Origin of the sequence: Leptospira chreensis (assembly GCF_016919165.1) — a bacterium.
Taxonomy (GTDB): domain Bacteria; phylum Spirochaetota; class Leptospiria; order Leptospirales; family Leptospiraceae; genus Leptospira_A; species Leptospira_A chreensis.
On the sequence record NZ_JAFFPS010000017.1, the window covers coordinates 33,668 to 53,969 of the forward strand.

General features: G+C 39.6%; 16 protein-coding genes. 1 reads left to right on the forward strand and 15 read right to left on the reverse strand.

Annotation, left to right across the window (positions count from 1 at the left end; genetic code table 11):
* Positions 1-148: 148 nt before the first annotated feature.
* Positions 149-775 carry a trimeric intracellular cation channel family protein gene (locus tag JWG41_RS05460; protein ID WP_205268930.1) on the reverse strand — a complete coding sequence of 209 codons (627 nt, stop codon included), beginning with the start codon at positions 773-775 and terminating at the stop codon, positions 149-151.
* An 83-nt stretch (positions 776-858) separates the two neighbouring features.
* Between JWG41_RS05460 and JWG41_RS05465 the strand changes: the two genes are divergently transcribed.
* Entirely contained in the window at positions 859-3,951 is a 3,093-nt protein-coding gene (locus JWG41_RS05465) for a beta strand repeat-containing protein (RefSeq protein ID WP_205268931.1), read from the forward strand.
* A gap of 46 nt (positions 3,952-3,997) precedes the next feature.
* Here JWG41_RS05465 and JWG41_RS05470 read toward each other — a convergent pair whose 3' ends face one another.
* The 14 genes from JWG41_RS05470 to JWG41_RS05535 form a co-directional block, all read right to left on the reverse strand.
* Complete coding sequence (locus JWG41_RS05470) at positions 3,998-5,038, reverse strand: SMP-30/gluconolactonase/LRE family protein (protein WP_205268932.1); 1,041 nt, start codon at positions 5,036-5,038, stop codon at positions 3,998-4,000.
* Complete coding sequence (locus JWG41_RS05475) at positions 5,035-5,913, reverse strand: acetyltransferase (RefSeq protein WP_205268933.1); 879 nt, start codon at positions 5,911-5,913, stop codon at positions 5,035-5,037. The genes JWG41_RS05470 and JWG41_RS05475 overlap by 4 nt, the downstream gene beginning before the upstream one ends.
* Positions 5,914-6,185: 272 nt before the next feature.
* A complete protein-coding gene (locus JWG41_RS05480) occupies positions 6,186-6,551 on the reverse strand; it encodes a cupin domain-containing protein (protein WP_205268934.1) in 366 nt (121 codons plus the stop codon).
* A 2-nt stretch (positions 6,552-6,553) separates the two neighbouring features.
* Positions 6,554-7,411: an SDR family oxidoreductase gene (locus JWG41_RS05485; protein WP_205268935.1), complete on the reverse strand. Its 858-nt coding sequence runs from the start codon at positions 7,409-7,411 to the stop codon at positions 6,554-6,556.
* Entirely contained in the window at positions 7,408-9,189 is a 1,782-nt protein-coding gene (locus JWG41_RS05490) for a sensor histidine kinase (protein WP_205268936.1), read from the reverse strand. Before JWG41_RS05490 ends, JWG41_RS05485 begins: the two co-directional genes overlap by 4 nt.
* Before the next feature lies 1 nt (position 9,190).
* Positions 9,191-9,559 (reverse strand): bactofilin family protein, encoded by a 369-nt coding sequence (locus JWG41_RS05495; protein WP_205268937.1) that lies wholly within the window; start codon positions 9,557-9,559, stop codon positions 9,191-9,193.
* Between the two features lie 5 nt (positions 9,560-9,564).
* Positions 9,565-9,786 carry a hypothetical protein gene (locus JWG41_RS05500; RefSeq protein WP_205268950.1) on the reverse strand — a complete coding sequence of 74 codons (222 nt, stop codon included), beginning with the start codon at positions 9,784-9,786 and terminating at the stop codon, positions 9,565-9,567.
* Positions 9,786-10,169: a holo-ACP synthase gene (gene acpS / locus JWG41_RS05505; protein ID WP_135579194.1), complete on the reverse strand. Its 384-nt coding sequence runs from the start codon at positions 10,167-10,169 to the stop codon at positions 9,786-9,788. The genes JWG41_RS05500 and acpS overlap by 1 nt, the downstream gene beginning before the upstream one ends.
* An 11-nt stretch (positions 10,170-10,180) precedes the next feature.
* Positions 10,181-15,895, reverse strand: coding sequence for an AAA family ATPase (locus tag JWG41_RS05510; protein ID WP_205268938.1), 5,715 nt, complete (start codon positions 15,893-15,895; stop codon positions 10,181-10,183).
* 9 nt (positions 15,896-15,904) lie between these two features.
* Entirely contained in the window at positions 15,905-16,669 is a 765-nt protein-coding gene (locus tag JWG41_RS05515) for an SDR family NAD(P)-dependent oxidoreductase (RefSeq protein ID WP_205268939.1), read from the reverse strand.
* Positions 16,666-17,925 (reverse strand): AfsA-related hotdog domain-containing protein, encoded by a 1,260-nt coding sequence (locus tag JWG41_RS05520; protein WP_205268940.1) that lies wholly within the window; start codon positions 17,923-17,925, stop codon positions 16,666-16,668. The genes JWG41_RS05515 and JWG41_RS05520 overlap by 4 nt, the downstream gene beginning before the upstream one ends.
* A gap of 101 nt (positions 17,926-18,026) precedes the next feature.
* Positions 18,027-18,458 (reverse strand): universal stress protein, encoded by a 432-nt coding sequence (locus tag JWG41_RS05525; protein WP_205268941.1) that lies wholly within the window; start codon positions 18,456-18,458, stop codon positions 18,027-18,029.
* Positions 18,459-18,590: 132 nt separating this feature from the next.
* Positions 18,591-19,394: an ABC transporter permease gene (locus JWG41_RS05530; protein ID WP_205268942.1), complete on the reverse strand. Its 804-nt coding sequence runs from the start codon at positions 19,392-19,394 to the stop codon at positions 18,591-18,593.
* Positions 19,384-20,301, reverse strand: coding sequence for an ABC transporter permease (locus JWG41_RS05535; protein WP_205268943.1), 918 nt, complete (start codon positions 20,299-20,301; stop codon positions 19,384-19,386). Before JWG41_RS05535 ends, JWG41_RS05530 begins: the two co-directional genes overlap by 11 nt.
* Between the last annotated feature and the right edge of the window lies 1 nt (position 20,302).

Consider the following 20,302-nt stretch of genomic DNA (forward strand, 5'->3'; position numbering starts at 1 on the left):
TTTTGTGAAGACACTTCTTTTCCATTCGACGTAAATATTTTACTAACGCAAGCGTTTAACAATAAAATTACGAGCTAGGAAAAGTCTTGCGGTAAGTACGAACTACTACTTACGATAAATCACTGATTTTGCTACATTTGTGTAATAATTAATCAAAGATTTTGATCTTTGGCAAACCCAAGTTGTATCGAACAGCCACCAAACGAATGCCCACAACAACACTTGCGGAGACAATTAAGTTCAGATTTGCATTCACTTCCCAAACATTCAGAACGATATACAAAATGGATCCCACCAAACAGGCCGTAGCATAAATTTCTTTTCGAAAAATAAATGGCACTTCGTTCATAAGTGTGTCTCGAATGACACCACCAAAAATGGCTGAAATCATTCCAAGAAGAGCGGATGCAAAAAAGTTCACCCCATGGTCCAAAGCGATCCTTGTTCCAAGCACCGTATAAATTCCAATTCCTAAAGTATCAAATAAAAACAATTCGTCTTTGAGTTTTGTGAGCAACCGTGGCAAAAGAATGACAAGTAGAAATCCAATGAATATAGTCCATAGAATATTCTCATCGCGAACCCAAGAAACAGGATAATTGCCAAGAGTAATGTCTCTCAAAGTTCCCCCGCCAATGGCAGTGATGAAACCGGTAAAAAACACACTAAAAAGATCGTGGTGGTGGTCATCGTGCTCCAAGGCCGCAAGGGCTCCTGATATAGTAAAAACCATGATCCCAGCAAGCCCTATGTAATAAGAAAAACTAAAATCCACGGGTTCTATCCTACTTTTATTCATTTAGACGTAAACAAAATGACAATCTTTCAATGCCTCAATTGTTGTATAAAGTAGCGAATATGAAATTGTCTGCAAAGTTTTTTAGGAATGCCGTCCTTATCCCCACCTTTCTTTTCCAGGCATGTATCCCTAGTTTGTCCAAAGGGTTTTTACAATCCGTGACTGACTTTCTCCAATTACGTAGTTTAGTCAATCCTGCCTCTACTGGTCCGTTTTTTGTTTCCGTTACGGTCTCTGGTCTTCTTGGTTCTAACTTAACCATCAATTTAAATTCCGGTGTCGAAACCAAGGTGATTAACACTGACGGTTCCTATCAATTTACAACGAAACTCACTACCGGAAGCAATTTCGATGTAGCGATCACTACCCAACCCACTCTTCCCGTGCAAACTTGTTCTGTTAGTGGAGGAACAGGTGTGGTGGGATTTGGTGATATCACTTCCATCATTGTGAATTGTGATCCTTTGCGTTATACCATTGGGGGAACCATCACAGGTCTGGATGGAATCACAGGACTTGTTTTAACGAATTCTTTTGATGGATCTACATTGAATGTAGCAGTGGCTTCGGGAGCTTTTGCTTTTACCCAAACCTATTTGGATGGAACTGCATATAGTGTTTCCGTTACCACACAACCAAACCATCCTGTACAAAATTGTGTTACCACAAACGGGGCCGGGACAATCGCTGGAACCAATATCACAAACATCACCATTGCATGTACATCCATAGCCTTTCCCATTGAAGTCACTGCTGTGGGGATTGCTTCTGGAACCTTATCCATTCGAAATAATAATTCGGAACTACTCACAATCTCCACCAATGGATTACATAGGTTTCCAACCAATATCATAACAAATAATACTTATAGTCTTCAAGTCGTCTCCACACCTGCAAACCATCAGTGCGTTCTTTCTGCTTCCGGGGGAACAGTGACCGGTACGATCTCTATCGTTGCTAATTGTTTCAGTGTCCTAACTATGAATCCTTCCAATGGAGGAGTTCTCCAACCACTAGAAAGTCTACGTTTGCAGTTCTCTGATGCAATCAATGCAGGAAGTTGTGTTGGGTCAACTGGGACATTAAATACAAACTTAAGCATTCCAATCCAGTTTGCAGTGGCCACAACTACTCTGACGAATGATACTCTCATTGTCTCACCAGCGGCCACAGACTCTTGGGCAAGTGGTCATAAAACCTTAACACTCAATTGTAATAGTGTAGGTGGATATCCTCTGTCCTCTACAGTAAATTTACTTTACCTGATACCGTCTTCTCTTCGTTATGTTGCAGATGTTACAGGAAATGATTTAAATAATGGCCTCACCCCATTAACGCCAAAACGGAATATCCAAGCCGCGATTAATGATTTTGGTGGGTGTGCCACCGGGGACTGTGCTGTATTAGTGGAAGCAGGATCCTATGACCCCACGGTTATTGGGGGAACAATCCAACTCGTATCAGGCATTTCGTTATACGGAAGTTATGTGTCTGGAACTAACTACGGAACTTGGAACCCTGATTCTCACTCCTCGGTAATTCTTATGGACACAACACCTGTAGGTTGTTCAATTTCTTCTGCAACTGCACCTTGTGCTTCTATCGTTGGCGATGCATCAGTGACAAATAATGTTACCGTATCAGGATTCAGAATTCAATCTGGACCAGATATAGCACCTAATATGACAGGGGTGTTTTTAAACTCCACAAACAATGTCCGCCTCATCAACAATGATATTGATGGAGGATCTGGTATCAATGGTGTTACTGGTGTTCATGCCATCAATAGCAATCCGTATTTAATTAAAAATACTATTGCTGGAGGGCTCTGTGCGGCAACTGGCTGTTATTCTGTTGGCCTCTATATTTCCTCTACCACCATCTTAACACCCATTGTATTAGCTAATATCATTGCGGGAGGGAACCTACCCTCAATTACAGATGGGAAGTCAAAAGGAATTCAATATATCGGCTCTTCCGGAATTGATGTGACCAATATCCGAGGGAACTATATTATAAGTCAGGCAGTATATAATACAACACCTTCTGCTAGTGATAGTATTGCTATGGACATAAATGCAGGAACTAGTTCCTCAGGCATCCTTTCAGGAAATGTAATCACTTCAGGCACCGCTTACCAATCAATCGGAATTCGAATTCAACCCGCTACAACTATACAAATTGGATCAACCACTCAAGGGAATTTGATCACTTCAGGGAATGCAGTTTATGGATCCTATGGAATTTATTTAGTTTCCGGTCATGTAATACGAAGGAATGTCATCCAAACCGGAAATACAACAAACCCTGCTGCTTTCTCCACATCTACCGGTATCCAAGTCTCGTCTGCCGGAGTCACAACAACGATTGAAAGCAACTCCCTTCAGATAGGGAATGCGACAGCGCCAACTGCCTCAGCAATGGTACTTGGAATTTATGGAATTTCACTCAATGCGACATCAAACATCTCTGGCAATTATTTTCGCTTAGGTAATGCTACTGGAGGGTCTGCTTCCACTGTATCTGGAATTCAGTTATCAGCACCTTTGGCAATGTTAGTAGCAAACAATTGGATTCAAAATGGAACGAGTAGTGCACGAGCTCGTGGAATAGAAATCACAGGTGTCTTTAATCCAATTAGAATCTATCATAATACTGTCAGTAGTGGAACAGGAGCGATCGGAAACGAAGCAACACTGTACATAGGCGCCCTTTCCACCTCTGCAGATATCCAAAACAATGTGTTTCTGTTGAATAATGACTCTGCAAGCAATGCTTGTATTTATAATGCAGGACTTGGAGTACAAACTGCAATTAAGTATAATGTTTTATTTAACTGCTTCTCCACTCCAGTGGTTCATAATGCCTTAAATTATTCTCTCTGTGCCGGCGGAATTCCCGGTGCACTCGGCTGTACCCTACCACTTGGCTCTGCTGCTAACTTTGGGAACAACTTAAACCTCAATCCTAACTTTGTATCTAATTTTGGAGTAGTTGCGGTTTACACACCTACAACGGCAACATCTTGTTTGATTACGAAATCAACGAATTTCCTCATGACAGATAGTTATAATGGAGCGGGAACAAGGCCAGGAAGCGATGGGGCTGTGAGTCTCGGTGCTGTAGAATACGACCATGCTTGCACTCCTTAATCAAGACAGGATTGATTAAGGGACACTGGCTCCACATCTTTCTTATTTAAGGTAGAACGTAAACTCCCACGCGGTCGTTATATAAACTTCCGATATAGAGTTGCCTTTTCTTCTCCAAAACACTCGTGACTTCTTTTAAGTGTTCGCCGCCCGGGTCTTGTAAAGTCATAAGCACTTTTCCATTTCCATCGATTTTCAGTGCATATCCATAAGGTTCCGCCTTAGGCCAGAGAAACTTTGGCAAAAAGGAAATCATTCTTTTGACAACAGGAGAAGGATGCATATTGTCCATTCGATCATTTCTTACAGTAAATAAGGCCACCCAGAAATCTCCGTTTTCGTTTCGGGTGATATTATCCGGAAAACCGGGAAGATTTTCGATCACTGTTTCCTTGGTTCCCTTCTTTGCACCTTTTAACCAAAGTTTTGTGATCTTATACCGATAGGTTTCATTGACTAAAAGGTAGTCCTCATTTTTGGATAAGGCGATTCCATTCGCAAAGTACAATCCGTCCGCAAGGAGTTCGGTTTCTTTTGTTTTTGGGTCGTAAACAAAAACTCGTCCGTATGGCCTTGCTTCTAAAAGATCGTAAAGGTATTCTTTTTGTTCATAGACTGAAGCATCAGAAAAGTAAATTTTACCATCTTGTGCAATATCCAAGTCATCCGTGAATTGGAATGGTTTCCCCTTGTATTCGGAAACAAGAACCGTTAAATTTCCTGATTTGTCCAAAGATAAAAGTCCACGATAAGCATCGGCAATAATGAGGTTTCCCAGTTTATCAAACTGGATTCCCAAAGGGCGGCCACCGGTTTTTGCGATGGGTTTAATTTCCCCTTTGAGAGTAACCCGTATGATACGACCCTCTTTGTCTCCGCCGTAGATATTTCCATCGGCATCGACATCCAAAGATTCTAATCCTTTTACTTTTCCAATGGCGAGTAGGATGGATTTTTGCAATTCGGTATTTGGTGCGTAGACTCCAACAGGTTCCGGTTTGATAGGTGGTTCATAGGCTACCGGTTCAAATGTCCTACAAGAAAAAAAAACCGAAACTAGAAGTATGTTAATTCCTAGGTATTTCATTTTGAATGTTTCTCCTTCCTAATCAAAGTATCTTTTAAAGCCCATCGTTCATCCACCCATCGTTTCATTTTTTTGGACATTGGCGCAAACTGTTCGTTCTCTTCCACGGGAACAAGGGATGCAGGAATCACTTCCACAAATACTTTTAGTTTGCGGATTTTACCTTGCATCAGGTCTAAAAAACTGGGATTTTCTGTTGGATAAACAATCGTTAAATCGATAAAAGCATCAAGCGAATTCTTTAGTGCCGTAGACACCACGGAAATCCCTCCGCTATGAGGACGGAGTAAATTTTCGTAGGGATTTTTCTTCAGTAGCTTTTGAACCCGTTCTGGAGTCCTACGGTGGCCTTCCAGAAAGTTTAAAATAGAAAAAGGCATTCCCGCAAACTTCTCACAAACTTTTTTTACGTTTTCCAAATCCTTAGAAGCAAGTTCTGGATTTTTTTTCAGCTGCTCTTTTGTACTTCTTTTTACAAATGGGAAGTCGAGGGCAAGCCATGCATGTCCAAGAATGGGAACATACTTTAACGAATCTTTGATGAAAAACCGAATCAGCGGGATTTTACGATTAAGAACAGATTGAATGATATAAATATCAGACCAAGATTGGTGGTTACAAATAATCATATAACGACCGTCTTGTTTTAAATCTTTAAAACTTTCTCCAATCACTTCAAATTGGACACCATACAACATTCTAGAAATTCGATAGTTGTTTTCGATCCAGATCTCACCTACTTTCAGAAGAAGTCTGTCACCTAACCGTCTTACCGAACCAGTTGTGACCAACTTCCAAATGTACAAAGGATACATAGTTGGTATGATCGATAATAAATTCAAAAGAAACAAAATATAAGCAATGATTAAACCCAAAAAAAACTCCTATTGATACGTTGTGCAGATTCCAAGAATCGTAACATCATTATCAAAGCGGCTCCCCTCTGAAGGAATGAAACGCATCCATTAACAATGTGATTGTGTCTGCTAGATTTAAATCCAAACTCTTAGCAGATTCAAAACTGGAAAGCAATTTGATCCCTCCGAGGAGAATCCCTTTCCAGTTTTCCTGTTCCCAATACCCGTCCGATATCATAAATAAACGGTCACCAAGGCCAAAAGTCAATTGTGTTTAATAGGATCGTATCTTAGATTTCTTCTTCTCGATTCACCAAGTCGATCGAAAAGGAAGGTTTACAAATGGACCAATATTCTGCCTCTTCGGAAAAAGGATTGGAATACCGAACCGTTGTTCCCTTCTCAATATGGATGGATTCGCCTGCAGAAAGTATCACCTTGTTTCCATCAACTTCGACCTGTTTTTTACCACGAACCATCAGTGTCCACTCATCAAAGTTAGGTGTTTGAAAAGGTTCTCCCCAACCAGGTGGTGCCACCATGTGAGCGATCGAAATATCAGAATTTCCCGTAGAAGGAATTCCAAAATGTTCTGCGATGGTTTTCCCTCCAGGCACAGGAATTTGGATGGGATTTGTTTGGTGTTTAAAACCCATACTTAAAAACCGGGGAATTTAAAACTAAACTTATGTTTCAAAAGGTCTTCGGTGTAAGCCCATAAATTTCTTCTGGCAGCAAGGTCATAAGAAGGATCGGAGCTTTTTGTGATTTTCTTTTTTGCAAAATATTTACCAGAAATGGATGTTACTGACGGATCTGTTGCCAGGAAAATCGAAGTTTCGGCCCCTTTATCTTCTGAGATTGCAAACACATTTTGAGCAAATGTTAAAAGTACTTTCGCCAAACCTTCGTTATTTTGTCCAAATTTAGTTTTTACAAAACCTGGATGTAGGCAATTGACAGTAATTTTCGTTTGGTTCAATCGTTCTGCAAGTTCATAGGTAAAATAAATATTCATTAGTTTGGATCTTTGGTATTGTTTCCAACCGGAATAATCTTTTTCACCAAGTAAGTCACCGAAATCTAAGGAAACACCCATATGTGCCCGAGAAGCAACATTGACAATCCTCGCTTCCCCTGCTTTCTTTAGCGAAGGAAGTAAACCCAGTGCCAAAATAAAATAGTTCAAATGATTTAAAGCAAATGTAGACTCAATCCCTTCTTTGGTAATTGTACGTTTGTCAAAATAAGCACCTGCATTATTGAGCAAAACGTCGATCTTTGGATGATCCTTACGAATGGTTTCCGACAAAACAAAGGTTTCTTTTGCAGAGGATAAATCGGCAACATAAGAATGAACCACAGCACCTGTGATATGTAATGAGTAAACAAGAGCCGCTAATTTATCCGCATTCCGACCAACTAATATCAGTTCGTCTTGATTTTTTGCGAATGAATGGGCGCATACCCTCCCGATTCCATCGGTTGCACCTGTAATTAAAATTACCTTTTTCATGAAATGATCTCCTCTCGTATTTTTTTAGGAATGGTAAAAACGAAACGGGATCCAGAAACACCGTCACTATCGGCAAAAAGAGTCCCACCATTCACAGTCACAAATTCATGGCAGAGCAAAAGCCCAATCCCATTGCCCGTTTCCCCGCCAGTTCCAGTCGATTTGATGACTTCCCCTGCTTTAAACAGTTTGTCAACGGTAGCCTTTGACATACCCACTCCCGAATCTACAACGGAGACTTGCCAATCTCCATTCACATCCGAAGCCTGAATCAAAATTTTCCCATTGTTATGACTGAACTTTAAGGCATTCGAAACTAAATTCCGAATCACAGTAATGATCATTCTATCATCACAAAACACCATTGCATGAGAAGGGACTTCGATTTCAAAACTGATTCCTTTATTGGAAGCACTCAAAACAAAAAGCTCCAAACATTCTCTAACAATGTTATCTAACCTGTAGTAATGGGGACGAAACTCTTCCTGGCCTCGTTGTAATTTAGACCATTCTAAAAGATTTTCCAATAAGGAAAAAACCGATTCTGTGGCATCCACGAGAGACTGTGTCATCCCCGCAAGCGCATCCTCTTTTTTTTTCATGTCCTCATTCAAAACTTTGAGTAACATTTTGATACCAGCAAGGGGACCACGTAAGTCATGAGAAATGATAGATAAAAATCGATCTTTGGTTTCATTAGCGACCATCAACTCACGATTGACATTCGACATTTGTTTTTCTAAATTTCGTTGTTCAGTATTATCTCTAAAAACAATCACCATCCCAATCTTCTTACGATTGGCATCGCGGATCTGTTTGGCAGTCACTTCCCAATATTTTTCATCTTTTTCCCAGATCCATTTCGTGAGCGTACGTTTATCCGATAAATGATCGAGCCTAGAAATGATTCCAGGGGCAGATGCAAAAAAATATTTATAAGATAGTAAGGTGGAATTTTTAGAGGTAATATGAAATAAATGTTCTGCCGTCATATTCCAATCGACAATCCGATTATTAGAATCAAGAATCACAACGGCTTCATCGAGTTCGTCTACAATCTCCCCGCGCACCAAGGGGACTAAATCAAACATACGGTAATAACCAATAGCAAAGAAAATAAGAATTACCTGCATAGTACTCATTACCGCAGTAATATTGAGTCCAGGCAATGGCCGAAAACCTAACTTATGCAAAATGGCAGTTACCCAAATGAATAAATAGGAAACTAAAATCAAGGTATACCGTCGTCTCTCGGTAGATTTAGAAACAACGATTCCCTTAATTAATAAATAACCAACAAATACAGACCAAAAAAAGGAAAAAAAGTAAGAAATAATAAATCCACCCGTATTGATTTCTTGAACCCACTGGATTCTTCCATTGATATTCACTAAGTAAGTATCGAGTGTTAGGGTTTTGAAAATAGGATCCAGGACACAAACTGCTAAGGTCAGTAGTGGTTGGATAGTGAGTATTACCCAAAACTTTCTCGTCAGCAAATGTTTGTTTTGTGTAAACTCTAGAGAAACAAGAACCATTCCCAGATTGGCAAGGGTAACTCCAATGTACAACAAAGCGATAAAGGATCTGTGTAAAGCAGGACTGATAAAAACAAAATCAATACCATAGAATCCGGTCCACATCATGGAACCGAATACTAAAACTAAAAGGTATTTAACAATATCTAATCGGAAGGATTTTAAAACGAATAGCCCCAATACAAGATTGAAGCCGAATGCTAAAAATAAAAGTAGACTATAAGGATGGAATTGCCACAAACTAAGTTTCTTCGCTGCTTAGCATTTCACAGTTTCCGTCAAAAACAACTCCATCAGCAATTTGAAGTTTCGCTGTACGAATGTTACCTTGCACTTTTCCTGTGGCTAACATTTCTAATCTTTGTGTTGCAGTTACATTTCCAATGATGGTTCCACCAACAACAACAGTTCCAGCTTTGATGTTTGCCTTGACCCTAGCTCCTTCGCTAATCACAAGATAACCATCAGAGATGATTTCACCAGTGAAGTCACCGGAAATTTGTAGAGGTTTTTTGAAGGCTAAAGTTCCGCTAAATGCTGTTTCTTTTCCGAGGATAGTGGCAATAACTCCGTGTTCGGTGATGGTTGGTTGCATTTCTTTTTTTGACATAGTTCCTATTTAGTTTTCATGTTATATACCCCGTCCCAATCTTCTGGTGGGGGATCTGCGATATAATCATCGCATCTTTCAATGTATAGTTTCGAGGGGCCATCTTCTGGATGAATCGCGAGTCCCTTTTTGAACTCTTCTTTTGCTTCTGCAAACTTTCGCGACTTGTACAAGGTAAGTGCATGGTTGTAATGAACAAGCACTGCCTTCATTTTATCACTAACGATCATTTTGGCTCCTTATAGAAAATGACAACGGCGGTTGCGTAGTGGTCAGCATGGCTGATGGATACGGAACTGGTAGTAAATCCTTTCTCTCGGAAAAACTTCTCAGTTTTCCCATGGATGACTAGCGTTTTTTTACCAAAATTGGTGCCGGCAAGTTCGATCTCTCGCATATCCGCCACTTCCCCGGGATTTAGGTTTAGGGCCTTGATTACGGCCTCTTTACAGGCAAATCGGCCAGCAAGGAAGGGAACCGGGTCTTTGTGTTTGTGGCAGTATTCCACTTCTTCGTCGGTAAAAACCCGCTTCAGAAATCGGTCCCCATGTTTCTCTAGGAGTTCACGGATCCTTTGGTTTTCAACAATGTCGTTCCCGACGGATAACATAAGATGATTTATTATTTTCGCCGAAGTTCTAAGAGTCGAGCAAATAATATATTGTTTTCTTTGTGGTAGGGACGTCTGAGTTGCACTCTTTCCGAATAATCAAAAGCTGCAGAAAAATCCCCATTTTCATACAAGGCTTCTGCAATATAAAATAATGTTAGGCTGTCTGAAGGATTTTTTTGGACATAGTTTACGGCAAATTCTAACGGGAACGCAGACATTCTGTGTTCCGTATATAGGTAAATTTTTTGAACTGAAAGAGGCGCCTCATGGATCGAATCAAAATTGGAAGAAATCATTTGTTCCACATCGGTCCATTTTTTTTGTTTGTACAATGTGAGCGCTCGTAAGTATACAAAATGTTTGGGATGGCTTGTTGGAACATGAATGGGTGACCCCTGCCCCGTGTATTCCACTCGGATCAAAGACAAATCATCAATCAAATCCCCATGACTTTTGATTGCCTCACGAATGGATTCCAAATCCCCTTGGCCTTCCAAGGTCGTTTTTAAAAATAGTTCATCGTCTTCATTGACTTCCATTTCAATTTCAGAACCAATCAAAATATCATCTCGCCCGTCTGAACCAACGAGGAGTAGATCCCCTTTCTCCAGTTGGAAGGTATTGATCTGCAAAGCTTTTTTGGATGCCAAAAGTCCAAGTTTCGCACAAACATAGTTATGCGGTAAAAAGAATGTTTTATGATTTCTGTAAATTACAGGTCGCGGATGTTCTGCATTTAGAAAATAAAAGAATCCAGTTTCATCATCAATCAAACAAAGAAACATAGAGATGAGCATGGAACCGTCGAAGGTCACAAGAGTGCTATGTAATTCCGTATAAGCATTACTCACCCATTTTTCAGGAGTGATATCACGCACCTCTTCCGATTGGCCATTTCTTTTGATGATGGCTTCAAATACTGATCCAATCACAAGGGCTCCACTCGCTCCTTGCATGGACTTACCCATCGCATCTCCATTCAAAACAACTATGTATTTTTTGTTTTGTAATTGGATCGAAGATGAGACACATAGATCTCCACCAATTTCGGAACTCCATTGTTTATAAGAAAACTTCTTCTTTTGTTCCGTAAGAAACTGAATGTTCAAATTGGAGGAAGTGGCAAGATTTTGTGTTAAGGGTTCGATGAGTAATGAGGCTAAAAAATAATCCCCATCTTGTTGTTCCTTAAGACCTTTCACTTCTGTTAATGCGTAGTTCAATTCCTTGGTTCTTTCATCTACCTTTTGTTCCAAGTTGGTATACAGAAGGGAGTTTTCGATGGAAACGGCAATTTGCGAAGATAAAATTTTTAAAATCTCTACACGACCTGGAGTGAAGGCATCCGTTGTTAGATTGTTTTCCAAATAAACAATGCCAACCACCGTTCCATGGCTTAAAATTGGATAACAAAGTAAGGACTTTGGAAGAGTTGATTTTACATAAGGATCATTTTTAAAATCACCTTCCCGCGCCGCATCCCCACAGATCACAACAAGGCCAGTTCTTACCACATAACCAATGATTTGTGAAGGGATTTTGTTTTGATTCACATAGGCCACAGGTTCTAGAAAATCGATCGCAAAAGGAGATTCAGAATAAACAAAAACGGATTCTTTTTCAGCTTCTGATTCCGCCAAAACTTGCCAACCTGAATCGGATTTGAGGATAAAGTATCCTCTTTCGGCCCCAGCATTCTCGATCAGAATCTTCATCATCTTTTCCAAAAGACGATTGAGTTGGATTTCTCCAGAAATGGTTTGAGAAGCTTTGATGACCGTATTGATATCTAAAGAAGAACCCACGTCTCCAAAAATATCTTTTGTTGTGCTAAATAAAGAAAGGCTATCCGTGGAATCGGTCCTAAAGTTCCTACCAATGTATTTTTTTAGCGAAATATGATTTACTTCGAGTTGTTTTACCTTAGATAAAAACCCATATTTTCCATAACGATAGTGGGCTTCCACCAAATGCAAGTTACTGTATTGTTCAAATCCAGTTTCTTTCCACATTCGGACCAAAAACTCGTTTGCAATTGCTTCTTCCAGTATATAACTTGATTCACGTGCAGAGGAGATGGCCGCCTTACAGGCAATCACGGCCTGGGTTTTTTCATTCGCTATGTATAATATTAAAGCAGAAATGATTTCGTACTTATGGGCGAAGTTTTCGGGTGAACTTTTTGCCCATACCTTCATTCGTTTTTCAAAGACAAATAATCTTTTTTTCAGACTTGCCCTTGTGACACCAGGAGGATTTATTTCATCCACAATCAATGAAAAAGCAACAAGGGCTCCGAGGAATACATGTTCCGGTACAAACATCATTCCAAACATCGCACCTTCTAAAGTATCTAGTTTTGTAGAATATTCGTAAGCTTTTTCCTTATCCCCAAGGAAGTATTCAATTCGTAACTTACATAAATAATAATCAAAAAGGGCATTGGCATTTCCTGTGGACAACCATTCCGCGACAGTTTCTGTTTCGGAAAAATATCTACCTTCCAAACACATAGGGTCTGCTGACTCCCCTCTCATATTCTCAACCAACTGGAGGTTCAGACGATGCACTTGGTAAGCATGGTTTTGGCGTAAACTAAGGAGGGAAGCGTCGTAACGAAGTTGGCTTTTGTAAAGGTCTTCTAAATTTTCTCGAAAAGACAAACCCTGGAAATGGATATTATTTAAAGAATAAGAAGAATATTGTAAGTCTCCGGTTTCCATTCCCGCAAGAAAACTTTCCCAAAAGATAGGGCGACTATCTCTAGCATGATTTTTCCAAGGAGAAATCATACAGGCAAACATAAATAAAGTTCTACAACGGAATGTTTTTGCATCAAGTGAATCAAGAAGTCTAACACCTAACTCACCAAATTTAAGTCCATCCTCATAATTCCCCAAACCGGAACCTTGGATAATCCCCATCGCACAAAATCCAAAAGCACTGATTTCACAAAGCCCGTAACGCAGAGTATGATTGACAAGTTTTAGGACAATCACAGGAAACAAATTCGGTTCTGCAAGAAAGGAAGGTGCAATACAAGCATTGAGAAGTCGCATGATTGCGAGATATTTTGGATCATCAGAAACGGGTAGGTGTTCCAAACTTTCAATGGACCTTCTACCTAATTTAAATTTAAACTTTAGAATTTCACTCAGAGGGGAAAGTGGAGTTGCTTTTTTGGGTAATCTCACGCCAACAAGCTTTAACGCTTGTTTTAAGGTTTCCAATACCTCTTTCATCTTGTTTTGGGTCACAAGCATGGAAGATTGGAGTTCATAAACCAAAATTTTATCTAAATCGTTCCGAGCAAACTTGAGTATATAATTAAAACTTTTTTCTGCTGCTTCAAAGTTCTTAGAAAGGTAAGCTGACCTTGCATAAGCCAAATGGAGTTTTAAAGTATTTTCATACTCGGAATTCCATTCCTCATCTGTCATGAGTCCGGCCATTCTGTCAAAGAAAGTAAAGGCAGCATCATAGGCAGAGGAGTTTAATGCTTTAAAACCAGCCTTCTCATTCAAAATCCTTAACTCAGCTAACTCTTCCCCACCCTTCATTTGAGAAGAACCCAAATTCAATTGGTTTACAATCGTAAACAAATGATCTTCTAGTTTGTATTTATAAAGAATAGAGAGATATGTTTTTCCAATTTTATAATGTAGTTTGGATTTTTCTTCTGGTGAAATGATTTTGTAAATGGCTTCCCTGATTTTATCATGAGTGAAGTTAGCATCTTCCATCCCAAGAATTAAAAACTCTTCATTGGCAAGGGCCACCAAATCCATAGAAGCTTTATGAAATGGCCTCTCCGCAATGGTAGCATAAATATCGTGACGAAACCAGTTTCCAATACAAGCAGTGAGTTTTAGGGCATCAATTAATTCGGCAGATTGTAAATTGATTTTATCGATAATTAAATCGATGACATTGTCAGAGATATTGACGGCATCAATTTTGTCCTTATCCCAAGACCAATGATCATCAGTAAAATGAATGTAAGACCTTTCATAAAGATTCTTAAACATCTCATTTACGTGAAATGGATTCCCTTTGGTTTTTTTCCAAAGAACTTCCGCAATGGGACGAATTTCTGATTCCGGAACCACGAGTGTTTCTGAAACCAATGAGGCAACGTCTCGTTCTCTCAGTGGCTCCAAACGAATTTCTGTAATGGGAACTTGGTTTTCGCGAAGTTCCTCTAACAGTCGAAAAAAAGGATCCGTAGGAAATACTTCGTTGTCCCTGTAAGATAGAATAATAAAAAAATGTGAAATTTCAGGATCTGTTAAAACTTCTTTCAAAAGAAGAATACTCGAAGAATCTGCCCACTGCATATCATCTAAAAATAAAACAACAGGGTGTTCCTTGGTACAAATTGTACGCAAGAATTTTCGAAATACCAGATGAAACCGATTTTCTGTCTCCAAACTATCGAGTTCTGGTGGAGTCGGCATTTCACCTAACAATTGTGAAAGTTCAGGAACTACATCTATGATTAACTTTGCGTTCGTACCAAGTGCATTGGAAAGAATTGTTTTCCATTCCTTAACTGAAGACTCACTTTCAGAAAGTAACTGACGAACAAGGCCTTGTAAGGCCAAGTTGATCGCACGGTACGGAATGGATTTTTTATATAAATCAAATTTTCCCGAAGTAAAATATGCCTTCTCCCGGGTCACCGGTTTTTGGATTTCATTGATGAGGGCGGACTTTCCTATCCCTGAACGTCCCGAGATTAGAAAAATTTCAATTTTACCTTCTTTCGCATCCAAAAATTTTTCTTCGAAGATTTGGAGTTGGGATTCCCTTCCATATAACTTTTTTGGAATTTGAAACCTGGAAGATTTATCGTTTTTTGCCAGTTCCATTTGGAACTGATTCAATGCCTCACGTCCATTTTCCAAAAGAACGGATTGGATGGCGGAAAGATCGGAAAGTAAACCAGTTGCCGTTTGGTAACGATCTTCTGGATTTTTTTCCAAAAGTTTCATAATCAAATCAGAAATGATTCGAGGAGCCCCAGTTCTTTCTTTTGGAGAAAGAGGAGTTTTAGCAAGGTGAGCGTGCACCATCTCCAAACTATCTGTATATAAAAAAGGAAGGTCCCCGGTAATTAACTGATATAAGGTGACGCCAAAGGAATAAAAATCTGTTCTATAATCCACAGTCCGATTCATTCGACCCGTTTGTTCCGGAGAAATATGCGCCAGAGTCCCCGTTAAGTTTTGGTTCATCGGAAGATAAAAACTTCGATGGGTCAAAAGAGTTGCTGAACCAAAATCAATTACCTTTAAGGTTCCCGTATCTGGATTATAAATTATATTTTGAGATTTGATATCATTATGAACAATTTTTGCTTTATGAATGTCGATTAGAGCGCGACAAACTTCGATAGCAATATTCAAAAAAGTAGCAATATTACTATACTTGCCGCTTAATTGAAGTTTTGCGAGGTCTGTATACCCAACATTTGGAAATACAATGGCAACAGTATTTTGGTAAGATTCTAAATCGAGAGGTCTTAATGTATAAGGGGAATCAATGGATTTTAAAATTTCAAATTCACTTTTAAAGCGAGTGATCTCTTGATTGTCTGGATAATCACGATTGAGTAATTTGATCACAACGGAACTACCGGTCGCAGATTCCCCTGTATAAACAGAACTTCTTTTCCCTAAATGAAGTTCTCTGATCGCTTTATATTTTCCTACAGTAAACAATGAAATTCCTTATCTAGCTGTTTTGCCACCGTCTACTGGTATCACAGCGCCCGTGATAAAAGCAGCTCCATCAGTTGCTAACCATACGCAAGTTTTTGCAACTTCTTCCGGTGTTGCCATTCTACCCAAAGCATAGGATTTCATTCTTTCTTTTTTTACTTCTTCCGGGTTGGGAACATTGGCATAAAATACATCATCCATTTCTGTTTGGATTCCGCCAGGGCACAACGCCACCACTCGAATCCCGGCAGATCCATATTCCAAAGCTGCCGATTTGGTAAGACCGATGATTCCATGTTTTGTCATAGAATATGGGCCGGCTTTTTCTTTTCCCCGAACACCCAAAGCGGAAGATACATTGATAATCACTCCACCATTCCCTTGAGTCAAAAACTGTTTTAACTCAAATTGCATCGAAAGAAAAGTACCTTTTAAATTTACATCCATTACAGAATCAAAAATATCTAATGGATAGTCGGCTGTTGCCTTCAATACACCAGAAATTCCGGCATTGTTGACCGCAACATCGATGGATCCATATTTGCTGACAATTGATTCAACAAAATTACGAACCGCTTCCGATTGTGTGACATCGCAACGAACAAAGATTCCCGTGCCACCTTGTTTTTCAAGTAGGGCCAAGGTCTCTTCCCCTTCTTGTTTCCGTCTTCCGCAAAATCCAACCACGTAACCAGCGTTTGCAAATTCTAAAACAATAGATCTTCCGAGCCCGGATGTTCCGCCGGTGACTAATGCTACTTTTTTTCCGCTCATTGGATTTCCCTTTCTTCGATCAAACGTCCATAACGATTGATTGCTTCCTTTACATTTGCCTGGTCTAGTTCGGAAATCGATTCAAAACGAAAACCGGCAAAGAAGGTGTCCTCATTATTATCGTCTTCTTTGACCCATAATAAAATGCAAGTTCCATGAACGAAACCGACAATATCAAAATGCATAAAAAATTCGAGGTTTTGGCTATTGGCCAATTCGCCGGGATGGATCCCGGAGCACCGCACCATAAACCCAGAACTGGAAATATTTTCGATAGTGGAGACAATATTACGTCCATTTTCCCTAACAGAAATGTTGTTCTTGAATTGGTCCAAAATTCGAAATCTTGGATCAATTTCATAAACTTCTTCCTGCGTGCTTTTTAAGCGTTTGTAGACTTTTAGTGGCAGGATACTCGCAGCCATTTCAATCCGCGTGATCTCCTGGTTTTCCTGGTAAGCGGTAATTTCCAATTTCGAGTAATTCCAATACCCTGATTTACTATTCTTTGTTTCAATCGCTTTGGCTCGGAGTTTGATCGGCATATTCATTTTCGCATATTGGAAAAATTCTGAATTCAAATATAACAATAAGAAGGTGACTCCTTCAAAAGGAACCTTTCCATACATATGGTTACAAGCGATCCCAAATTGTCTGGCGGCTTCCACAATTTGCATTCCAGAAATATGTTTTAGATTGGGTGGTGAAAAAAACTTATGGCCAGGGGGAATATAAAGATTCGCAAAAAAAGTATCCTTTTTAGGAATCTCTACCACTGGTTCGAAAATTGCAGATATCTTTGACTTCTCTACATTGCCAACATAGTAGTCTCGGCGTTTGATCATCTGCAGGATACGAATCTCATCAGATTCGGTAACATTTTCATTTAATAAATATTGTTGTTGGTCTGAATCAAAATGATAAAAGGTGCTAATAAAATTTCTTTGAGTTTCATCAACTCCGGCATCTTCTAAAATTCTTTCCGCCGATTCTTTGCGAATGCGATACGGAATTGTTTTGAGTTGATAATAACTGCCGCTAGTATCTTGTCTTTTTGCATAGTATTGTAGCAAAAAATCGATTTCTTCACTACTTAGCTTAGGAAAGAGATGTTCTTCCATGATAGCTGTTGTAATCATTCTAGGCAGTGCGCGTCGAATGTTAGAAACAAAACTATCATCTTGATAATAAGTTCTTGTATAACGTTTATCGAGAGGTAAAACTGCGGGGAATTCTTCTTTTTCAAAAACCTTCATATGGATAACCGGAAATCTACTCTAGGGTTAGTCCGTAGATTCCGATAGGATAGAATTCAGCGCAACTAAATTAACAATGTATTGACAAATTTATGTCAAATTCACCTAACGATCGTTACGGAACAAGGTGCGTAATGTACAACGCGATCAGAAACACTTCCCATAATGAATCTTCCAAGAATTCCATGTCCCCTACTTCCAATCACAATCAAATCTGCTTTTTCTTTTTCAGCAAGTTTGCATATTTCTTCCGCAGGATAACCTTCTACGACCACTCGATCCCATTTTACAGTGGTCTCATCCAAAATCGGATGTATTTTTTCAAAACGTTGCTCAGAGATCCACTTCACTCGGTCTTTTCCTACAGGAGCCGCATCATAATAGCCTGGCAAAGGACCAAAATCCTCAATCACTTCGACAATGTAACATTTTGCATTACTTGCCTTCGCGATTGCCAAACCAAATTCCAGTGCTTTGGCAGAACTTGGTGAACCATCGATGGGGATGATCAGTTTTTGAATCAATTTTTCCATACAAGAAGTCTATCACCTTCCCCAGTAAGGGAAAGTGAAATTCCTTTGATAAATGTCAAAATTGAAGTATCTAAACAGTTTTCAGGAGTTTCGGAATGCGAAGAGAAGCTCCTTTCATTGGATTTGGTGGGATTATTTTTTCCCACCCTCATCTTCTTTGGTTAAGTAATAGGCAACAAGAATGGGAAGTGTTGTCACAAGAATCACAAATACGGCAACCACATTGGTCACAGGTCTTTGTCTTGGACGAATGAATTCGGTTAACATCCAAATAGGAACCGTGGACTGTTGGCCCGCAGTAAAGGTTGTCACAATCACTTCATCAAATGATAATGCAAAGGACAACATACCACCAGCTAACAACGCAGTGGCAATGTTTGGCAAAATCACAAATCGAAATGTTTGCCAAGGATTGGCACCCAAATCCATAGAGGCTTCCACCATCGAGTGAGAACTTCTACGAAGTCTTGCAAGTACGTTGTTGTAAACAGTCACAATACAAAATGTGGCATGTGCAATCACAATGGTCCAGGTGCTAAATGGAATTCCAAAAAGAGACATGGCCGATCGTAATGAAATCCCCGTCACAATTCCGGGAAGAGCAATGGGCAAAATCACTAAAAAGGAAATGACTTCTCTTCCAAAAAATTTGCTACGATAGACGGCAAGACAAGCCAAGGTTCCAAGGATGATGGCCATCACCGTGGAGATAGAAGCCACTTGTGAAGAGAGGATGATGGCTTCCCAAATATCATTTCTGTCCCAAGCCACACCAAACCATTTAGTGGTGAATCCTGGTAATGGAAACTGAAATGTTTTTTCATCAGTAGAGAAGGCGTACATGATGATGATAAAAATAGGGATATGGATAAAAAGAAAACCAAGGATGGTGGCAACTTTTAGTCCGATGGTTCCAAAATTCCACTTAGAGGGCATCGAAAGCTCCTAATCGTTTGGCAATCATAAGATAAACCATCATGATGATAATCGGGATCACAGAAAAAGCCGCCGCCAAAGGAATGTTACCCGCAGTCCCTTGGTGAGTGTAAACTGCCATTCCAATAAAATAACTAGAATTTCCGATAATGGTCGGAATGATATAATCACCTAACGTTAGCGAAAAGGTGAAAATGGATCCTGCGACAACACCCGGGAAAGCCAACGGTAAAATAACTTTCCAGAAAGTTTGAGATGGGCCACCGCCTAAATCCGAAGAAGCTTCGAGCAGTGACTTAGGAATCCGTTCCAAGGACGCTTGGATAGGAAGAATCATATAAGGAAGCCAAATGTATACAAAAACTAAAAACATCCCAATATAAGAGAAGGACAAAGATGTCCCTCCAATGACGGGAAGAGAAAGAATGGCATCCAAAACATGGAGTAACCCGAGTTCATTCAAACACCAAGTGAGGATTCCTTCTTTTGCCATAATGAGTTTCCAGGAATACACTTTCACAAGATAACTCGACCAAAGTGGCAACATCACTCCCAAATAAAGAATGGGTTTTAGTTTAGGGCCCGCATACATCGCCATATAATAAGCAATGGGAAAGGCAATGATGGCACTGACAACGGTGACAGTGAATGCCATGGTTGTCGTACGAATGATGATATCCCAATTTGTACTTTGGCGAAATAGATCATAATAAGATTCTAATGTAAATTCGCGTTTGATCACACCCGAAAACGAATCAATGGAGAAAAAACTTTGGATGAGGAGTGTAAAGAGTGATCCTAAATAAACAACACCAAGCCAAATGAGAAGTGGTGCGAGTAATAAAAAAATCGCAAGGCCCTTCCGATAGAAAAGAAATGTAAAAAACTTATCAAAGGTAGTAGTCATT